Source organism: Streptomyces sp. NPDC090119 (genome assembly GCF_044747085.1).
Classification (GTDB): domain Bacteria; phylum Actinomycetota; class Actinomycetes; order Streptomycetales; family Streptomycetaceae; genus Streptomyces.
The window spans coordinates 15,642-34,173 of the sequence record NZ_JBIVDK010000007.1; the positions used below are offsets into that span (position 1 = coordinate 15,642).

An 18,532-nucleotide genomic window follows, 5' to 3' on the forward strand; every position below is an offset into this window, starting at 1 on the left:
GCTGGTCACAGCGCCCGGAGGCCGTCGATCACGTCGCGCAGAATACTCTCGTCCGGCAGCTCGGCCGGGGGCACCGGACGTGTCACATGGACGAGTTCGGCGTCCACGAGGTCGCCGATCAGGACGCGTACGACGCCCACGGGCAGGTCGAGTCCGGCGGCGAGTTCGGCGACGGACTGCGGTTCGTCGCGGCAGAGCCCGACGATCTCCACATGCTCCGGGCCCAGCGTCGGGTCCTCCTCGGGGTCGCCGGCGTCCGGTTCGGTGACGACGACCGCGATCAGGTCGAGGACGTGCTGTCCGGGGCCGGTGGTGCGGCCACGTGTCATGGCGTACGGGCGGACGACGGGGCCCGCCTCGTCGTCGAACCAGTGGCCGCTTCTCTGACCCTCTCCGCTCATGTCTTGACGACTACCCGCCCGTGGGCGAGTCGCTGCGCGGAGCGCTGCCCAGATGGACGCCGACCCGCTTGACCAGGAGCGTCATCTCGTAGGCGACCTGGCCGACGTCGGAGTCGGCGTCGGAGAACACGGCGAGGCAGCTGCCGTCACCGGCCGCGGTCACGAAGAGGAAGGCGTCGTCCAGCTCGACGACGGTCTGGCGGACGCTGCCCGCCTCGAAGTGGCGGCCCACGCCCTTGGCGAGGCTGTGGAAGCCGGACGCCACGGCGGCCAGGTGTTCGCTGTCCTCCCTGGTCAGGTCGGTGGACACGCCCATGGCCAGGCCGTCGCCGGACAGGACGACGGCCTTGCGGATGCTGGCCACCCGGTCGACGAGGTCGTCGAGCAGCCAGTTCAGCTCCTTCTTCCTGGTGTCCGTGTGGCCGGTCGCGTTCGATGCGGTCATCGACCGTCTCCCTCAGTCGTTCCTTGTGCTGTGCCGCTGTGGGCTCGGTCGCCCTCAGCGTTCTCCTCGCGGCCGCGCTCCCAGCCGCGCTGGAGCGAGGCCATCCGGGAGCGGACCTCGTCGGCGTCGCGTACGGCGGGCTCGAAGGTGTTCTCGGGACGCCGGTCGGGGTCGCGCCGCAGCTGCGGGGCCAGGTTGGCCTGGCGCACGCGCCTGGGCAGCGGAGCGGTGTCGTCGGGCGCCGGGTCGGCGGGGGTGGCCGGGTGGGCGGCCGCCGCGCTGATCGGGTCGGGGGTGTCGGGGCCGGTCCGGGTCCGGCGGGGCAGCTCCGGGGGCGGCGCGTCGGTGCCGACGGGCGGGGTCTCGGGCCGCTCGGCGGTGGCGGTGCGGGCGGTCCGGGGCGTGGGGCGCCTGCCGGAGTCGCCGCGGCGGCGGGTGGGCAGCGGGGGCGGCCCGTCGGGTTCGGCGGCGAAGGGTTCGGCGCGCGAGGCGACGGGTTCGCCGTGCGAGCTGACCAGTTTCGGCGGCTCGCGCCGGGGCGGCGGGATGAGTGCGGCCGGGTCGTGGAAGTCGGCGGGGGCGAGGCTGCGGGCGCGGAAGATGCCGCCGAGTTCGCTGTCGTCGTCCGCGAGCGCACCGGGGAACTCGTCGGCGGAGGCGTCGAGGGCGGGGCGGTCCAGGGTGGCGTCCAGCTCGGTCGGGGCGTCGCGTTCCACGGGCCGGGCGGTGCCGCGTTCCCGGGACCGCTGGGTCTCCTTGGACAGGTCGCCGAGCCGGATGCCGATGCCGTTGGTGTCGGGGGCGTCGTCGGTGAGCAGCGCGTCGGGGATGAGGACGACGGCGGTGGTGCCGCCGTACGGGGAGGGCTGGAGGGAGACGCGTACGTGCTGCCGGCGGGCGAGACGGCTGACCACGAACAGGCCGAGCCGGTCGGTGTCGGACAGCTCGAACTCGGGGGTCTCGGCGAGCCGGAGGTTGGCGTCGAGCAGCGCTTCGGCGGTCATGCCGAGGCCGCGGTCGTGGATCTCCAGGGCGAATCCGTTGGCGACCCGCTCGCCCACCACATGGACGTGGGTGTGCGGCGGCGAGAACAGGGTGGCGTTCTCCAGCAGTTCGGCCACGAGGTGGGTGAGGTCGGAGACGGCGGGGCCGATGACGGCCTCGCGGGGCAGCCGCCGTACCTCGACCCGCTCGTAGTCCTCCACCTCGGCGACGGAGGCACGGACGACGTCCATGAGCCGTACCGGGCGGCGCCACTGCCGGGAGGGTGCGGCGCCGGAGAGGATGACCAGGCCCTCGGCGTGGCGCCGCATCCGGGTGGTGAGGTGGTCGAGACGGAAGAGGTCGGCGAGTTCGTCGGTGTCCTCGGTGCGGCGTTCCATGGTGTCCAGCAGGGTGAGCTGCTTGTGCAGGAGCACCTGGCTGCGGCGGGCGAGGTTGACGAACACCTCGGAGACCCCGGCGCGCAGCTCGGACTGCTTCACCGCGGCCTCGACGGCGGCCCGCTGGAGGGTGTTGAGGGCGCGGCCGACCTCGCCGATCTCGTTCTGGTCGTACTCGGGGTGGGGCACCTCGCTCTCCACGTCGACCGGTTCGCCCGCGGAGAGGCGGCGCATCACGTGGGGCAGCCGCACCGCGGACGCCTCGTGCGCCTCGGTCCGCAGCCGCTTCAGGTCGCGGATGAGGCGGCGGCCGACGCGTACGGACAGCACGAGGGAGACGAGGATGGCCGCGAGACCGAGTATGCCCGCGACGGCGGCCTGGGCGATGACGCCGTAGGTGACGGGCCGTACCCGGTCGCGGAAGCGGGCACCGGCCTGGTCGTCCATGGTGCCGAGGTCCTCGAGGACGCCCCCGGCGACGGCGTGCCAGCTGGCGGTGGTGACACCGCGCGGGATGCCCGCGCCGGTGTCGATGACGTCACGCTCCGCCGTCCGCAGGGGCGCGGTGGCGGCGTTGCGCCAGTAGCCGGCGTACCGGTCGCGTTCCGGGGCGGGCAGCAGGGGGAGGCTGACGTCGTAGAGCAGGGTGCGCTGGGCGACGAGGTCGGAGATCTCGCGGGCCTCCTCGCGGGAGAGGCTGCCGACCACCAGCGCGGAGCCGAGGATGGCGTCCTCGCGGGAGAGGAGTTCGCGGGCGCGGCCGGTGTTGACGAGGGCTCCGGCCTGCTTGTCCATCTCCACGTCGTCGACGCCGTCGACCGCGGCGATCAGGGCGTAGCAGGGGTCGACCAGGCGGTTGTAGAGGTCGAGGGCCCCGGCGCGGGTGATGGTGCGTTCCTCGACGCTGCGGCGCAGGGCTTCGAGGCCGCCGAGGGCGTCGAGCGCGGTGGTGAGGCGTTCGCCGTCCTCACCGCGGATCGCGTCCCGTGTCTTCGGGTCGCGGGCGTTGGCGCGGAGGGCGGCGACGGCCTGATCGGTGGCGGTGCGGGAACGGTGCAGCGTGGCGAGGGCGTCGGCGGCGCGCGGGTCGGCGAGGTAGACGAGGCTCTGGCGGCGCTCGCGCTGGAGATCGCGGACGGTGTCCTCGGTGGGGTGTCCGATGTCCTTCACGGCGCGTGAGACGCGCAGCAGTTGGGCGAGCTCGCTGCCGGTGAGCACGGTGGCGAAGCCCCAGACCGCGATCAGGGACACCAGCGGCACGAGAAGCAGCGCCACGATCTTCCGGCGGATCGACTTCCCGCGAAACCGCATGGCCTCCCCCTGCTGGACCCCGTCGGTCGGGGCACGTGTGTCCGACTCGGAACGGCGCGAGCCTACTACCGCCTCGCAGGTGACTCGAAGGCGCGTCTGATGCGTGAACTCCCTTATGAGGGACGAGAGATGGCGAGTTGTCAGGGCATTGGGGGAGATTGCGGCCGTGACGGGAGGGGTCCAGGGGAAGCGGGCCGAAACAGTACGGACACCGGTTGGCCGGAAATTTTCACAAGTCGGGAATCTTCGAGGCGTCTCGTGCGTCGTTCACATGGGGAGACGGGGACGGAATCGGCCATTGGAGCCGCATCCTTCACCCCGGCCGCGTAAAACAGCGCAAGCCGGGCAGCCACTGGGGAGCCGGGGCCTTCGGGTCGCGGGGCGAGCGGTGTGCCGGCGGTGGGGAGTGACACGGTGATGGGCACGGCGGAGCGGCGCGATGCGCCCGAGGTGAGCGTGGCGGAGCGCCCGGCGCGGATTCCGGACCAGGTGGGTCCGGAGCGCGGGATACCGGCGCGCACGCCGGAGGGCGTGAGAGCCGACCGGCAGTCGGCGTACCGGCCGCTGTGGGTGGAGGAGCCCGCGCGGCAGCGCCGGATGGCGGACCCGGTGCGTACGGCCGCGGTGCGGGCGGTCCTGATCATCGCGGTGACGCTGATCCAGGCGATGGTGGCGTTCCTGTGCACGCTGGCCGGGTCCTGGCTGGCGTTCCCCATGGTGATCAGCAGCGTGGCGAGCACGGTGGTGGCGACCTGGGCGGTGGTCGACGTATGGGTGACCCGCCAGGTGTGGAACCAGCGGTACGGCGTGGTCTCCGAGCCCAGCAGCACGGCCCGGCAGCTGCGCCGGGAGCGCCGGGCGGCGCGGCGGCGGGAGCGGACCGAGCGGCGGGCCCAGGCGCGGATAGCCAGGCGGGGCGGCGCGAAGCGGCTGTCCCACCCCTGAGGTCCCGGTGGCCCGCTCGGTCCGGGGCGGGCCATGAGCCCGCTCGGGTCCGGGTGTTCACCTCGTGGCGGTCGCCGTGGTTCTGCCGAGTTCGCGCCGGGCGCGGGTGAAGGGGCGGGGCCGGTCCACCGCGAGGACGGCGACCGTCTCGCCGTCGCGTTCGTAGCGGGCCAGGAACCCCGCCTCGCCCGGGCTCTCGTCGAGGAGTTCGCCCTCGGTGACGCGGACGGTGTCCCCGGTCCGGTACCGGCCCGCGAACTGGATGCGGGAGCCGTACTGGTCGGACCAGAAGTAGGGCACCGGCCGCCGGGTGGCGAGGGTGCGTCCGGCGAGCAGGTTGGTCACGGCGACGCGGGGCTGCTCGGTGGCCGAGGTCCAGTGCTCGGCACGGGTGCCCCCGGCGCGGGCGACATCGCCGACCGCGACCACCTGGGGCAGCGCCGTCGCGCAGCCGTCGTCGCAGAGCACGCCGTCGCCCAGGGCGAGCGTCGAGCCCGCCAGCCAGGCGGTGTTCGGGACGGCGCCGATGCCGGTGATCACGATGTCGGCGGTGAGGGTGTGGCCGTCCGCCAGCTCCACGGCCGTGGCCGACCCGGTGCGCCGCAGGCTCGTCACCCCGGTGTCGGTGCGCAGGCGTACGCCTCCCCGGTGGTGCAGCGTGGCGCACGCGGCGGCCATCTCCGGGCCGAGTTGGGGCAGCAGCGGCAGCGGGGCGGCTTCGAGCACGGTGACGTCATGGCCGAGGGCGGCGCAGGCCGCGGCGGTCTCGGCGCCGATGAAGCCTCCGCCGATCACGACGACCCGTCGCGCGCCCTCGGTGAGCCGGGCGCGCAGGGCGCGGGCGTCCTCCAGGGTGCGCAGGGTGTGGACGTCGGCGGGGGCTCCGGGCAGGCGACGGGCCGTGGCGCCGGTGGCGATGACGAGCCCGTCCGTGGTGAGGGTACGGCCGTCCGCCAGCAGGACGGTGCGGGCCCGGGTGTCGAGTCCCCGCGCGCGGACGCCGAGCAGCCATTCGGCGTCGAGTTCGGCGCTCTCCTCGGCGTCGGTCAGGGCGAGTCGGTCCTCGTCCGTGCGGCCGGTGAGGAAGTCTTTGGAGAGCGGCGGGCGGTCGTAGGGCGGGTGCGGTTCGTCGCCGACGACGACCAGCCGGCCGTCGAATCCCTGGGCGCGCAGCTCGCGGGCCGCGTAGAGCCCGGCGAGGGAGGCGCCGACGATGGTCACGGTCCTCATGTGCGGTGACTCCTTGTCCGCGCGGGCGCGTTCAGGCGGCCGTTCCTTCGCTTCCCTCGCGCACCGTGACCTGGACGTGGATCACGCCGTCGTCCACGGTGACGAGGTGGGTGCGCAGGGCGTGCCGGGCCGGGAGACAGGTCGGGGTGCCGGTGCGCAGGTCGAACGCGGCGGCGTGCAGCGGGCATTCGATCAGGCAGCCCTCCAGCCAGCCCTCGGAGAGCGAGGCGTCCTGGTGGGTGCAGGTGTCGTCGACGGCGTACAGCGAGCCGTCGTCGGTGCGGAACACGGCGATCGGCGGGGCGGTGTCGAGCCGGACGGACTCGCCCTCGGGAAGGTCTTCGAGACGGCAGACGGGAATCACGGGTCCCCCCTCTCGGTCCGGGACGCTCGGTCCGGACCGGATAGGCGCAGACGGCAGGGATACGAGGGTGACGATCGGGGTGTGGCACGGGGTGGACCGGGCAGGTCCAGGAGATCCGCACCCCTTACGGGACACGGACTGTTCGGTAACATGATGTTCCGCATGGCGCACCAACTGGCGCTGTGCGCAACAGAATCCGCGCGGGACGACCGTCGCGTCAAGGGCTTCCCGCGGATGCGGCCCGAACCGGGCCGCCAGATGGGGAGAGTCGAGCCATGAGCAGCACGCGGAAACGGGCCGACCGCGGCGCGGAGACCAGCGCGAACGACGATTCCACGGAGCGCGGCAGAGGTCGTGGCGCGGCTGGTTCCGTGCAGTCGGTGGACCGCGCGGTGAGCGTGCTGGAGATCCTCGCCCGGCACGGCGAGGCGGGCGTCACCGAGATCGCCGACGAGCTGGACGTGCACAAGTCCACGGCGTTCCGGCTGTTGGGCGTCCTGGAGAACCGGGGCCTGGTGACCCAGACCGGCGATCGCGGCAAGTACTACCTGGGGGCCGGTGTGCTGCGCCTGGCGGGCGCGGCGGCGGGACGGCTGGACATCTCCCAGGAGGGCGTCCCCGTCTGCCGGGAGGCCGCCGACGAACTCGGCGAGACCGTGAACATCGCGGTGCTCGACGACGACGCCGCCGTCAACGTCATGCAGGCCCGCGGCACCGCCTCCGTCACCGCGCAGAACTGGCTCGGCAGGCGCACCCCGCTGCACGCCACCTCCAGCGGCAAGGTGCTGCTCGCGCACATGCCGCTCACCCTGCGCGAGGGCTTCCTCGCCCGGCCGCTGCCCCGGCTCACCGAGCGCACGGTCACCGGGGCCGCGCTGCTGCGGACCGAGCTGGAGACCGTGCTGGAGCGGGGATACGCCGTGACCACCGACGAGTTGGAGCTGGGCCTCGCGGCCGCCGCCGCGCCGATCCGGGCCCACGACGGCAACGTGATCGCGGCGATCAGCGTGTCCGGCCCGGTGTACCGGCTGGGCCCGGAGCGGCTGTCGGTGGTGGCGAAGCGGATGGCGGCGGCGGGCGAGGAGCTGTCCCGACGGATGGGTTACGGCTTCTGACGGAGGGCCGGGCGGACATGTCCAGGGGGTTCGGGCAGGCGTGTGCAGGGGGTTCGGGCGGGCGTGTGTCGGGGCGGTTTCGGCGGCCCGGATTCGTTTACCAAGGGTTGACGCGCACCTCTTGACGGTGCGTTCACCGCGTTCTCAGTATGTTCCTCACCACGCAACACATCGTGCACTGCGCAACGGCAGCCCGGGACGCTCGGTCCTCGGTCCCCCGTCCCCGCCCGTACAAGGAGGGGCATGTCCGCCACGCCCGAAGAACGCACGCACCCGTCCCCCGAGATCTCCCCGCGCGTCGTCATCGTCGGCGCCGGAATCGTCGGCTGTTCCCTCGCCGACGAGCTGACCGCCCGCGGCTGGACGGACGTCACCGTCCTCGAACAGGGCCCGCTGCCCGCCCCCGGCGGCTCCACCTCCCACGCGCCGGGGCTCGTCTTCCGCACCAGCCCCTCGAAGACGCTGACGGAGTTCGCCCGGTACACCGTCGAGAAGTTCGGCTCGCTCCGCCACGACGGCGTCCCCTGCTTCGACCCCGTCGGCGGCCTGGAGCTGGCCACCACCCCCGAACGCCTCGCCGACCTGCACCGCAGGGCCGGACTCGCCGCCGCCCGGGGCGTGGACGGCGAGGTGGTGAGCGCCGCCCGCTGCAAGGAACTCTGGCCCCTGCTGGACGAGTCGATGGTGCTGGGCGGCTTCCACACTCCCGACGACGGGCTGGCCCGCGCCCTGCCCGCCTGCCGGGCCCAGCTCGACCGGGCCACCGCACGGGGTGCCCGGTTCCTCGACCGGCACACTGTCACCGGCGTCGAGCGGGCGGACGGCCGGGTCACCGGTGTCGTCACCGACCGGGGCGTCTTCCCCGCCGACCATGTCGTCTCGGCGGCGGGCTTCTGGGGGCCGGTGATCGGCCGGATGGCGGGGATCGACGTGCCGTTGCAGCCGCTGGCGCACCAGTACGCGCGGACCCGGCCGCTGCCCGCGCTGAGCGGGGCGTCCCGCGAGGCGACCTGGCCCATCCTCCGCTTCCAGGACGCCGACCTGTACTTCCGGGAGCACCACGACCGCATCGGCATCGGCTCCTACGCGCACCGGCCGCTGCCCGTGGACCCGTTCGGTGTGCCCTCGTACGACGAGGCGCGGGCGCGGGACATGGAGATGCCGTCCTCGTATCCCTTCACCGAGGAGGACTGGGCGCCGAGTTGGGCCGACGCGCGGCGGCTGCTGCCCGCGTTGCGCGCGGCGGAGGTGGAGAGCGGGTTCAACGGGGTCTTCTCCTTCACCCCGGACGGCATGCCGCTGCTCGGGGAGACCCGTGAACTGCGCGGTTTCTGGCTGGCCGAGGCGGTGTGGGTCACGCACTCCGCGGGTGTGGCCAGGGCGGTGGCCGAATGGATGGTCGACGGCCGTCCGTCGATCGACGTGCACGACTGCGATGTCACCCGATTCGAGGAAGCGCAGCGTTCACCCGCGTACGTCCGTGAACGCGGGTCGCAGCAGTTCGTCGAGGTGTACGACGTCGTCCACCCGCACCAGCCGATCGAGCAGCCACGCCCGCTGCGCGTCAGCCCCTTCCACGCCCGGCAAGAGCGGCTCGGCGCCCACTTCCTGGAGGGCGGTGGCTGGGAGCGCCCGCACTGGTACGAGGCGAACGCCCCGCTGGTGGCCTCCCTCGGCGCGGAGCTGCCCGAACGCGACCCCTGGTCGGCCCGCCACTGGTCCCCCGTCGCCGCCGCCGAGGCCCGCGCCACCCGCGAGGGCGTCGCCCTGTACGACATGACCCCGCTGCGCCGCCTGGAGGTGACCGGCCCCGGCGCCCTGGACTTCCTCGACCGCATGACCACCAACAAGCTCCGCAAGAAGCCAGGCGCGGTCACGTACACCCTGCTGCTGGACGAGTCCGGCGGCATCCGCTCCGACCTCACCGTGGCCCGGCTGGCCGAAGACCACTTCCAGGTGGGCGCCAACTCCCCCGCCGACCTCGACCACCTCCTCCGGCACGCCCCAGCGGGAGTACACATCCGGGACATCACCTCCGGCACCTGCTGCGTCGGCGTCTGGGGCCCGCTGGCCCGCGCACTGGTCCAGCCGCTCACCGCCGAGGACTTCTCCCACGAGGGCTTCGGCTACTTCCGGGCCAAGCGGACCCACCTCGGGCATGTCCCCGTCACGGCCATGCGGCTGAGCTACGTCGGCGAACTGGGCTGGGAGCTGTACACCACCGCCGACCTGGGCCTCCGTCTCTGGGACACGCTGTGGGAGGCGGGCCGGGAGCTGGGGGTGATCGCGGCCGGGCGGTCGGCGTTCAACTCGCTCCGGCTGGAGAAGGGCTACCGCGCCTGGGGCACCGACATGACCGCCGAGCACACCCCGGCCGAGGCGGGGGTCGGCTTCGCCGTCCGGATGGACAAGGGCGACTTCGTCGGCCGGGACGCCCTGCGCGACCGCCCCGAGCCGACCCGCCGCCTGACCCCGCTGCTGCTGGACGACCCGGCCGCCGTGGTACTCGGCAGCGAACCGGTTTCGGTGGACGGCACGACGGCGGGCTACGTGACCAGCGCGGCCTACGGCTACACGCTGGGCCGGTGCGTCGCCTACGCGTGGCTCCCGGCGGGCCTCGCCCCCGGCACCGGCGTGCACATCGAGTACTTCGGCGAGAAGGTTCCGGCGACGGTCGCCGAGGAGCCGCTGTTCGACCCGGAGATGACCCGCATCCGCCGCTGACGACTCCCACCCCAGGAGGTCCGCAGAAGTGTCCCCCACCTACGACGTGATCGTGATCGGACTGGGCGGCATGGGCAGCGCCGCCGCCCACCATCTCTCCGCGCGCGGGGCCCGGGTGCTCGGGCTGGAGAAGTTCGGCCCGGTGCACGACCGGGGCTCCAGCCACGGCGGTTCCCGCATCACCCGGCAGTCCTACTTCGAGGACCCGGCGTACGTACCCCTGCTGCTGAGGGCCTACGAGCTGTACGAGGAGCTGGAGCGGGCCACCGGCCGGGACGTCGCCATCCTGTGCGGCGGCGCGATGGTCGGCCCGCCGGACTCCCGTACCGTCTCCGGCTCGCTGCGCTCGGCCACCGAGTGGGACCTGCCCCACGAGATGCTGGACGCCAAGGAGATCCGCCGCCGCTTCCCCACCCTCACCCCGGCCGACGACGAGGTCGCCCTGTTCGAGGCGAAGGCGGGCCTGCTGCGCCCGGAGAACATGGTCGCCGCCCATCTCCAGCTCGCCACCCGGCAGGGCGCGGAGCTGCGCTTCGAGGAACCGGTGGTGCGCTGGGAGCCGTACCGGGACGGGGTGCGCGTGCACACCGGCGAGAACACGTACACCGCCGGGCAGCTGGTGATCTGCCCCGGCGCCTGGGCGCCCCGGCTGCTCGTGGACATCGGGGTGCCGATCACCGTGGAGCGGCAGGTCATGTACTGGTTCCAGCCGACGGGCGGCACCGGGCCGTTCGTGCCGGAGCGGCACCCCGTCTACATCTGGGAGGACGCGGACGGCGTCCAGGTGTACGGCTTCCCCGCCATCGACGGCCCCGAGAAGGGCGCCAAGGTCGCCTTCTTCCGCAAGGGACAGGTCACCACGCCGGAGACCATCGACCGGACCGTGCACGAGCACGAGGTCCGGGCCATGGCTGACCACATGGCCGGCCTGATCCCGGACCTGCCCGGCACCTTCCTGAAGGCTGCCACCTGCATGTACTCCAACACCCCGGACGAGCACTTCGTGATCGCCCGGCACCCCGCGCACCCGGAGTCGGTGACGGTGGCCTGCGGTTTCTCCGGGCACGGTTTCAAGTTCGTGCCCGTCGTCGGCGAGATCCTGGCCGACCTCGCGCTGACCGGCGCGACCGCGCACCCGACCGGCCTGTTCGACCCCGCCCGTCTCACCGCCCCGGCCGCCCGAGGAGCCCAGCCATGACGACGAACCCGGTCTCCCCCAGCCTGATCGCCACCCTCCCCGGCCGCTACTACACCGACCCCGACGTGTTCCGGCGCGAGCAGGAGGCGCTGCTGGAGTCGATGTGGTTCTGCGCGGTGCGCGGCGCCGACCTGGACCGGCCCGGCGCGTTCCGCACGGTCCAGGTCGGCCGGGAGAGCGTGCTCGTCACCCGCGACCGCACCGGCGCACTGCGGGCCTTCCTCAACGTGTGCCGCCACCGGGGCGCCCGGCTGTGCACCGAGGAGTCCGGCGAGGTCCGCCGCAGCCTGCAATGCCCCTACCACGCCTGGACGTACGGGCTCGACGGCAAGCTGGTCGCCGCGCCCAACCTGACGAGCATGCCGGACGTGGACCGCGACCGGTACGGGCTGATCAAGGTCGCCCTGCGCGAATGGCTGGGCTACGCCTGGGTGTGCCTGGCCGACGAGCCGCCGTCCTTCGAGGAGACCGTCCAGCACGCGGCCGTGGAACGGCTGGGCGACCCGGCGGCCATCGAGCACTACGGCACCGAGCACCTGGCCCTCGGCAAGCGGGTCACCTATGACGTGCGGGCCAACTGGAAGCTGATCGTCGAGAACTTCATGGAGTGCTACCACTGCGCCACCATCCACCCCGAACTCACCGAGGTGCTCCCGGAGTTCGCGGACGGCTACGCGGCGCAGTACTACGTGGGCCACGGTGCGGAGTTCGGCGCGGGTGTCGAGGGGTTCACGGTGGACGGCAGCGCGGGCTTCGGCCGGCTCCCGGAGGTGGCCGCCGAGCAGGACCGGCGCTACTACGCGATCACGGTCCGGCCCAACGTCTTCGTCAACCTCGTCCCCGACCACGTCATCCTGCACCGCATGTTCCCGCTGGCCGAGGACCGCACGGTGGTGGAGTGCGACTGGCTGTACGCGCCCGAGGTGGTGGCGTCCGGCGCCGACGTGTCGAAGTCGGCGGAGCTGTTCCACCGGGTCAACGTGCAGGACTTCGAGGCGTGCGAGCGCACCCAGCCCGCGATGTCCTCGCGCGCCTATCGCGGGGGCGGGGTGCTGGTGCCGACCGAGCACCACATCGGCGCGTTCCACGGCTGGCTGCTGGAGAAGCTGGGCGAACAGGCTCCGTGAGGGCCGAAGCGGGGTAGGACACGGCCGCTCCCGTTTCCCTCTGCCCCCAGGAGTCACACCGATGACCAAGGCAGCACCACCGTCAGGTACGCACGGGCACGACGACAGCGAACTCGCGGAGTTCGGGTACCGGCCCGAACTCAAGCGCACACTGGGCAACTTCCACACCTTCGCGGCCGGGATCAGCTACATCTCGATCCTGACCGGCACCTTCCAGCTGTTCTACTTCGGCTACGGCAGCGGCGGCCCCGCCTACTGGTGGTCGTGGCCGATGGTGTTCGTCGGCCAGTTCGCGGTGGCCCTGTGCTTCGCGGAGCTGGCGGCCCGGCATCCGGTGGCGGGCTCGGTCTACAACTGGTCGAAGCGGATAGGCAATCCGCACCTCGGCTGGCTGGCCGGGTGGATGATGCTGGTCGCGTCCATCGTGTCGATCGCGGCGGTGGCGCTCGCCTACCAGCTCACGCTGCCGCAGATCTCGTCCGCCTTCCAGTTCGTCGGCGACGGCACCGGCACCTACGACGTGGCGACCAACGCGGTGGTGCTGGCGACGGTGTTGATCCTGTTCACCACGCTGGTCAACGCCTTCGGGGTGAAGCTGATGGCCCGGATCAACACCGCGGGGGTGTTCATCGAGCTGGTCGCCAGTGTGGTGCTGATCGTCATGCTGGCCGTCCATGTCACCCGTGGCCCGCAGGTCGTGCTGGAGACCAACGGCACCGGCACCGGCCACGGCGCCGGTTACCTCGGCGCGTTCCTGGTGGCGTCGCTGGCGTCGGCATACGTGATGTACGGCTTCGACACGGCCGCCTCGCTCGGCGAGGAGTCGCTGAACCCGTCCCGGAACGCGCCCCGCGCCATCCTGCGGGCCATCATCGCCTCCTTCGTGCTGGGCGGTCTGGTGCTGCTGCTGGCGCTGATGAGCGTCTCCAGCCTGAAGGGCGACAAGCTGTCCACGGACGGGCTCCAGTACGTGGTGCTGGACGTGCTCGGTCCGACGGCGGGCAAGGGGATGCTGTGGTGCGTGCTGATCGCGGTCACGGTGTGCGCGCTGGCCGTGCACACGGCGGCGATCCGGCTGGCGTTCGCCATGGCGCGGGACAACAACCTGCCCGCCTCCTCGGTGCTGGCCCGGGTGAGTCCGCGGTTCCGGACCCCGGTGGTGCCTGCGGTGGTGATCGGGGTGCTGGCGCTGGCGATCCTGGTGGTCAACATCCGGCAGCCGCAGATCTTCACCGTGGTCACCAGCATCGGCATCATCATGATCTACCTGGCCTACCTCGGGGTGACCGCGCCGATGCTGGTGGCGCGGCTGCGGGGCCGGTGGACCCCGGCCGGTGAGGGGCGGTTCTCGCTGGGCCGCTGGGGGCTCGTCGTCAACGTGGTCGCGGTGGTGTGGGGCGCGGGGATGACGGTCAACCTGATCTGGCCGCGCCCGGCGGTGTACAACGCGAGCGCGCCCTACCACTGGTATCTGCGGTGGGGCGCGGTGCTGTTCGTCGCGGTGATCGCGGGCGGCGGCTTCGCGTACTACTGGTTCGTCCAGCGGCACCGGACGGGGGTGCTGGCGGAGCACCGGCTGGAGGTCCCGGCGGAGACCTCCGAGCCGACGCCCACGTCGGACTGAGGACACGTCAGACCGAGGACACGCCCGCCGACGGCCGCTTGTACATCCGGGTCGCGGTGATCTCGCTGCGCACCGTGTCCCCGGCCTGCCGCTGCTGTGGCAGGCCGGGCCGGAGGTGCTCCTCCACGCTGATGTACTTCAGCCCGGCCCGGAGGTCGGCGTCGTTGCGCAGCCGGATGACGAGCGGGAACTCGGCCAGCGCGGTGGTGTCGAACAGGCCGGTGGTGTACAGCAGTTGGACGCCGAGCGCGTCGGACACGGCGCGCTGGAGCTCCAGCAGATAGGTCGCGTTGGCGCGGCCGATCGGGTTGTCCAGGAACAGCGTGCCCGCGTGCCGGTGCTTGTCGCGGCCCCGGTCGTTGGAGCGCAGGGCGGCCATCGTGCAGTACAGCGCGATGGCGGCGGTGAGCAGCTGGCCGCCGGAGAACACGTCGCCCATCTGGCCGACGGGCACCCGCTCGGCGCGCAGCACCGCGTCCGGCTTGAGGATCTCCACCGCGATGCCCTTGGGCTGGAGCGCGGCCGCGACGCCGCGCAGCAGCAGGGACATGCCGTCCCGGCGCAGGTCGGAGTTCTTCTTGACGGCGGCGCGGGTGGCCTCGTCGATGACCTCGCCGAGCCGCTCGGTGAGGGTGGCCTGGTCGGGCTCCTCGAAGCGGATGCGGAGGAACTCCTGTCCGGACCACTCGCCGAGCCCCTCGGGGAGCCGGGAGAGCCGCTGGGCGGAGCGGAGGGTGGCGAGGGAGGACTCGACCAGGCCGCGGAGCCGGTCCACGATCGAGTCGCGGTTGCGCTCCAGCTGGGCCAGCTCGTCGGTGAGGACGCGCAGCCGGGGCGCGAAGGCGTCGGCCCACTTCTGGGCGTGCTCCGGGAGCGCGGCGGCGGGCAGTTCGCGGATCTGCTGGCGGGCCGGGGTGCGGACCTGCTCGTAGCGGGTGGAGTTGGCGTGCCGGACCAGGATGTCGCTCGCCTCGCGGACGGCGGTGTCGGCGGTGGAGAGGTCGGCGGCGCAGCCGCGCAGCGAGCGGCGGGCCTCGGCGGCCGACTGCCGGGCCTCCTCCAGGTTGCCGGAGTACGGCTCGCCGTCCTCCCGCTCCTCCCCCTCGTCCTGGGCGGCCGGTTCGCGCAGCTGGTCGCGGAGCATCGCCGCGATCTCGTCGAAGCCTCCGGCGCCGTCCTCGGCGGTGCGGTGGGCCTGCTGGAGTTCGGTGTGGGCGTCGCGGGCCTCGGTCAACGCCTCCGTGCGGGTGGCGAGTTCGGCGGTGGCGGTGCGCAGCAGGGTCTGGGCGTGCTCGGCGTCGCGCGGCTGGAGCTCCGCGGGCAGTTCGGTGTGGGCGTCGCCGTCCTCGGGGGCGTGCCGCTCGGCCTCGCCGCGCAGTCGGCCGAGCTGTTCGCTCGCGGTCGACATGCGGGTCTCCAGCAGCTGCACGAGTTCCTCGGCGCGGGCGGCGGCCGACTGGCGGGAGGGGCCGTCGGAGCCGTCGGGCGATTCGAGGAGCTGTTCGGCGCGGACGCGAACCTTGTTGCTGAGCCGGTCCAGGTCGGTGCGGGCGGCGCTCTCGTCGCTCTCCGCGCGGGCCTGTTCGGCGCGCAGGTCGGCGCCGACGCCGACCTTCTCGTACACCTGTGACGCGGCCCGGTACGCCTCGCGGAGCGCGGGCAGGGACGACTTCGGTGCGCCGTCCTCCGATTCCGGCACGTCGTCCGGGGCGCCCGCGATCTCGGCGCGCTCGGCGCGCAGCGCGCGGGCGGTGCGGCGGGCGTCGTCGGCGGCGCGCTGGGTGGCGCGCCGGTCCTCGTCGGCGGCGCGGGCGCGTTCCAGGCAGGACTGGGTACGGGCCTCGGACTCGGCGGCGTCGTCGGCGAGTTCGCGCAGCTTGACCTGCCAGGTGGCGCGTTCGCGCAGCCGGTGCGCGAGTCCGACGAGGGCGTCGGCGACCCGGCTGGCGCGCTGGGCGGCCTCCTGGCGCTCGTCGCGCACTCCGGTGGCCTCGGCGGCGGTCTCCTCGGCCTCCGCGCGGGCGGTGCGGATCTCGGTGAGTTCGGCCTCGGTCTCCTCCGCGAAGGCGCGGGCCTCCTCGGCTCCGGCGGCGAGTTCGACGATCCGTCCGGCGGGGCAGCCGGTGCGCCAGGAGGCGAGGCGGGCGGCGAGTTCGCGGTCCTTGCCGAGGCGGGCGGCGAGCGTCCGGATCTCGTCGTCGCGTTCGGTGGCCCGCGCGCGCAGGGCCTGGCGTTCCTCGTCGGCGGCGTGTTCGTCGTGCATGGCCGGGTTCGGCGGCACGAGGAAGACGTCGGTGGGCTGTGCCTCGGCGGCGGGGGCCGGGGCGAGCAGGGCGGCGGCGGTGCCGACGGCGACGGCGGAGCGGGGCAGCAGGGCCGCCTCACCCAGGGCCTCGCGGGCGCGGGCGTGGGTGTCCGGGTCGGTGATGATCACACCGTCGACCAGTTCGGGGCGGGTGGCGAGCACGCGCGCGTGGTCGGCGGGGTCGACGGCCTGGGCGAGGTAGCGCCAGCCGGGCAGCGCGGGGATGCCGTGCTCGCCCAGGTACTCCACGGTGGCCAGCACGTCGGGGCCGGGCGGCAGCAGGCCGCCGTCGCCGAGCGCGGAGAGGATGCGGGTGTCGTCGGCGGCGGCGGTGCGCAGGTCGAACAGGGTGCGCTCGGCGGCGGACACGGCGTCGTCGAGCAGGGCACGCAACTCGTCGGCGAAGCGGTCGAGTTCCTCGGCGGTGAGGGGGCCCTCGGTGGCGCTGTCGCGTGCGGGCTCACCGGGGTCGGAGCCGTCGCGCGGGGCCGGGATGGCCGAGCGGGCGGAACCGGCGGCGGGCAGGCTGAGCAGCTCCGCGAGCCGCTCCTCGGCGGCCAGCGCCTCCGCGAGACGGCGTTCGGCCTCGTGGGCGCGTTCGGCGGCGGTGGCGGCGTCGGCCGCGCGGGCGGCGGTGAGTTCGGCGCGGGACTCGGCGGCGGCCGTCTCGCGGGCGTGCTCGACGGCCGCGCGGGCCGCCTCGCGGGCGGTGTCCCAGGCGGCGACGGCGGTCTTCTCGGCGTCGCTGGCGGCGAGCGCGGCCCGCGCGGGGTCGGCGTCGGGGGCGCTGTCGTCCAGCCAGCCCGCGCGGACGGCCTCGGCCGTCTCCTGCTCGACCTCGGTGAGGCGCTGGCGCAGGTGCCCGATCTCGCTCCGGGCCCGCTGGGCGTCGGTGGCGGCCGAGGTGGAGTCGCGGTACGCGGCGTCGCTGACCTCCTGGAGAGCGGCGGAGCGCTCCTCCTCCTCGTTGGCGAGCGCCTCGGCGTTCCCGGCAGCGGCGTGCAGGGCGCGTACGAGGTCGACGGCGGCCTTCGCGCGGGCGGCGAGCGCGGGAGCGGCGTCCCGCTCGGCCTCCTGGATGGCGGCGGAGACCCTGGCGACCCGGTCGGCGGCTGCGCGGTGCCGCAGTACGGCCTCGGCGGCCTGCCAGGCGGAGTACAGGGTGCGGGCGTCGGCCAGCTCGCGCTTCTGCGCGGCGGCGGCCTTCTCGGCGGCGGCGAGCGCCAACGAGGCGTGTCGATAGGCGAGTTCGGCCGCGACCAGCGCGCTGCGCTCGCGGGCGCCCTCGGAGTGGGTGACGGCGTGGGCGGCGGCGGTGACCCGCTGGGCGAGGTCGGAGGCGCGGACCCGCTCGCGCACGCCCCGCGCGGACAGCCGCCGGGCCAGGGTGCGGGTGCGGCGCTCGGCACCGGTGTGCACGTCCCGGGCGCGGGTGCGGGCGTCGGCCGCGTCGACGATCCGGCCGAGCAGGTCGACCGAGCCCGCCGTGAAGTCCCGTTCCGCGATGAGTTCGGCGCGGCGGCCCAGCTTGTTGCCGAACCCGCTGACCAGGTCGGCGAGTCCGTCGGTGTCGCGGGTGTCGGTGACGGCGCGCAGCAGCAGGTCGGTGAAGTCGGAGTCCTTCTTGACCGCGAAGAGACCGGCGGCCTCGCCCTCGTCTGCGTTCATCTCCCGCTGGTAGCGGAAGAGTTCAGGGTCCAGGCCCAGGTCGCCGAGGTGCTCGGTCCAGCGCTCGTGGGTCTCCTCCCAGTGCGCCTCCAGGTGCGGGTAGTTCTTGCCCGCCTCGGTGAGGGCGTCGCGGAAGCCCTTCATGGTGCGGCGGCGGCCCTGCGCCCCGGAGGCGCCCTCCACCAGCGGCCGTACGGCGGTGGACTCCGCGACCGGGAGGTTGTCCAGGCTCAGACCGGGGCCGGGCCGGAAGGAGTACCAGGCTTCGGCGAACTTGCGCGGGTCGTTGGAGACCTGGCGGCCGCGCCACTCGCTGACCTTGCCGACGACCACGCACTCGCCGGTCTGTACGTGCTGCCACTCCAGCGCGACGTGTCCGCAGTCGTCGGCGAGCAGGAACTTGCGCAGCACGCCGGAGCTGGCGCCGCCGAGCGTGTTGCGGTGGCCGGGGAGCATCACCGAGAAGATCAGCTTGAGCAGGACGGACTTGCCGCCGCCGTTCTCCAGGAACAGCACACCGGCGGGCGCGGGTCGGCGGGGCGGGCCGACCGGCTCCTCCTCGAAGAACTCCGCCTGGGTGGGCGCCGGGTCGGGCACGGGGGCGCCCACGCCGCGCATGTCGAGCACGGTGTCGGCGTAGCGCGCGCCGGCGGGCCCGATGGAGTAGAGGCGGACGCGGGACAGCTCGTACAT

The 18,532-nt window shown here is 73.6% G+C and carries 12 protein-coding genes; 6 read left to right on the forward strand and 6 right to left on the reverse strand.

The window, feature by feature from the left end; translation table 11 throughout:
- Nucleotides 1-5: 5 nt before the first annotated feature.
- From ACIPPM_RS27205 to ACIPPM_RS27215, 3 genes are read right to left on the reverse strand one after another with little or no spacing between them, the layout of a single operon-like run.
- On the reverse strand, nt 6-401 hold the full coding sequence (locus tag ACIPPM_RS27205; protein WP_389004510.1) for a DUF742 domain-containing protein: 396 nt from the start codon (nt 399-401) through the stop codon (nt 6-8).
- Nucleotides 402-411: 10 nt separating this feature from the next.
- Nucleotides 412-846: a roadblock/LC7 domain-containing protein gene (locus ACIPPM_RS27210; RefSeq protein WP_389004511.1), complete on the reverse strand. Its 435-nt coding sequence runs from the start codon at nt 844-846 to the stop codon at nt 412-414.
- Entirely contained in the window at nt 843-3,539 is a 2,697-nt protein-coding gene (locus tag ACIPPM_RS27215; protein WP_401452524.1) for a nitrate- and nitrite sensing domain-containing protein, read from the reverse strand. The genes ACIPPM_RS27210 and ACIPPM_RS27215 overlap by 4 nt, the downstream gene beginning before the upstream one ends.
- A gap of 417 nt (nt 3,540-3,956) precedes the next feature.
- Between ACIPPM_RS27215 and ACIPPM_RS27220 the strand changes: the two genes are divergently transcribed.
- Nucleotides 3,957-4,484 (forward strand): hypothetical protein, encoded by a 528-nt coding sequence (locus ACIPPM_RS27220; protein WP_401453088.1) that lies wholly within the window; start codon nt 3,957-3,959, stop codon nt 4,482-4,484.
- 57 nt (nt 4,485-4,541) lie between these two features.
- Here the strand turns inward: ACIPPM_RS27220 and ACIPPM_RS27225 are convergent, their stop codons facing one another.
- On the reverse strand, nt 4,542-5,714 hold the full coding sequence (locus ACIPPM_RS27225) for an NAD(P)/FAD-dependent oxidoreductase (RefSeq protein ID WP_401452526.1): 1,173 nt from the start codon (nt 5,712-5,714) through the stop codon (nt 4,542-4,544).
- A 31-nt stretch (nt 5,715-5,745) separates the two neighbouring features.
- Entirely contained in the window at nt 5,746-6,078 is a 333-nt protein-coding gene (locus ACIPPM_RS27230) for a bifunctional 3-phenylpropionate/cinnamic acid dioxygenase ferredoxin subunit (protein ID WP_393607283.1), read from the reverse strand.
- Nucleotides 6,079-6,449: 371 nt separating this feature from the next.
- On the opposite strand from ACIPPM_RS27230, the gene ACIPPM_RS27235 reads away from it, so the two are divergent.
- The 5 genes from ACIPPM_RS27235 to ACIPPM_RS27255 all read left to right on the forward strand — a co-directional run bounded on the left by ACIPPM_RS27235 (nt 6,450) and on the right by ACIPPM_RS27255 (nt 13,866).
- Nucleotides 6,450-7,193: an IclR family transcriptional regulator gene (locus ACIPPM_RS27235; protein WP_401453090.1), complete on the forward strand. Its 744-nt coding sequence runs from the start codon at nt 6,450-6,452 to the stop codon at nt 7,191-7,193.
- A 243-nt stretch (nt 7,194-7,436) separates the two neighbouring features.
- The gene (locus tag ACIPPM_RS27240; protein WP_401452529.1) at nt 7,437-9,917 is read left to right on the forward strand and encodes an FAD-dependent oxidoreductase; all 2,481 of its coding nucleotides are present in this window, start codon (nt 7,437-7,439) and stop codon (nt 9,915-9,917) included.
- 28 nt (nt 9,918-9,945) lie between these two features.
- Complete coding sequence (solA, locus tag ACIPPM_RS27245; protein WP_401452531.1) at nt 9,946-11,115, forward strand: N-methyl-L-tryptophan oxidase; 1,170 nt, start codon at nt 9,946-9,948, stop codon at nt 11,113-11,115.
- Nucleotides 11,112-12,242 (forward strand): aromatic ring-hydroxylating dioxygenase subunit alpha, encoded by a 1,131-nt coding sequence (locus ACIPPM_RS27250; RefSeq protein WP_401452533.1) that lies wholly within the window; start codon nt 11,112-11,114, stop codon nt 12,240-12,242. Before solA ends, ACIPPM_RS27250 begins: the two co-directional genes overlap by 4 nt.
- A 61-nt stretch (nt 12,243-12,303) precedes the next feature.
- A complete protein-coding gene (locus tag ACIPPM_RS27255; protein WP_401452535.1) occupies nt 12,304-13,866 on the forward strand; it encodes an APC family permease in 1,563 nt (520 codons plus the stop codon).
- A 7-nt stretch (nt 13,867-13,873) separates the two neighbouring features.
- Here ACIPPM_RS27255 and ACIPPM_RS27260 read toward each other — a convergent pair whose 3' ends face one another.
- On the reverse strand, nt 13,874-18,532 hold the full coding sequence (locus ACIPPM_RS27260; protein ID WP_401452537.1) for a hypothetical protein: 4,659 nt from the start codon (nt 18,530-18,532) through the stop codon (nt 13,874-13,876).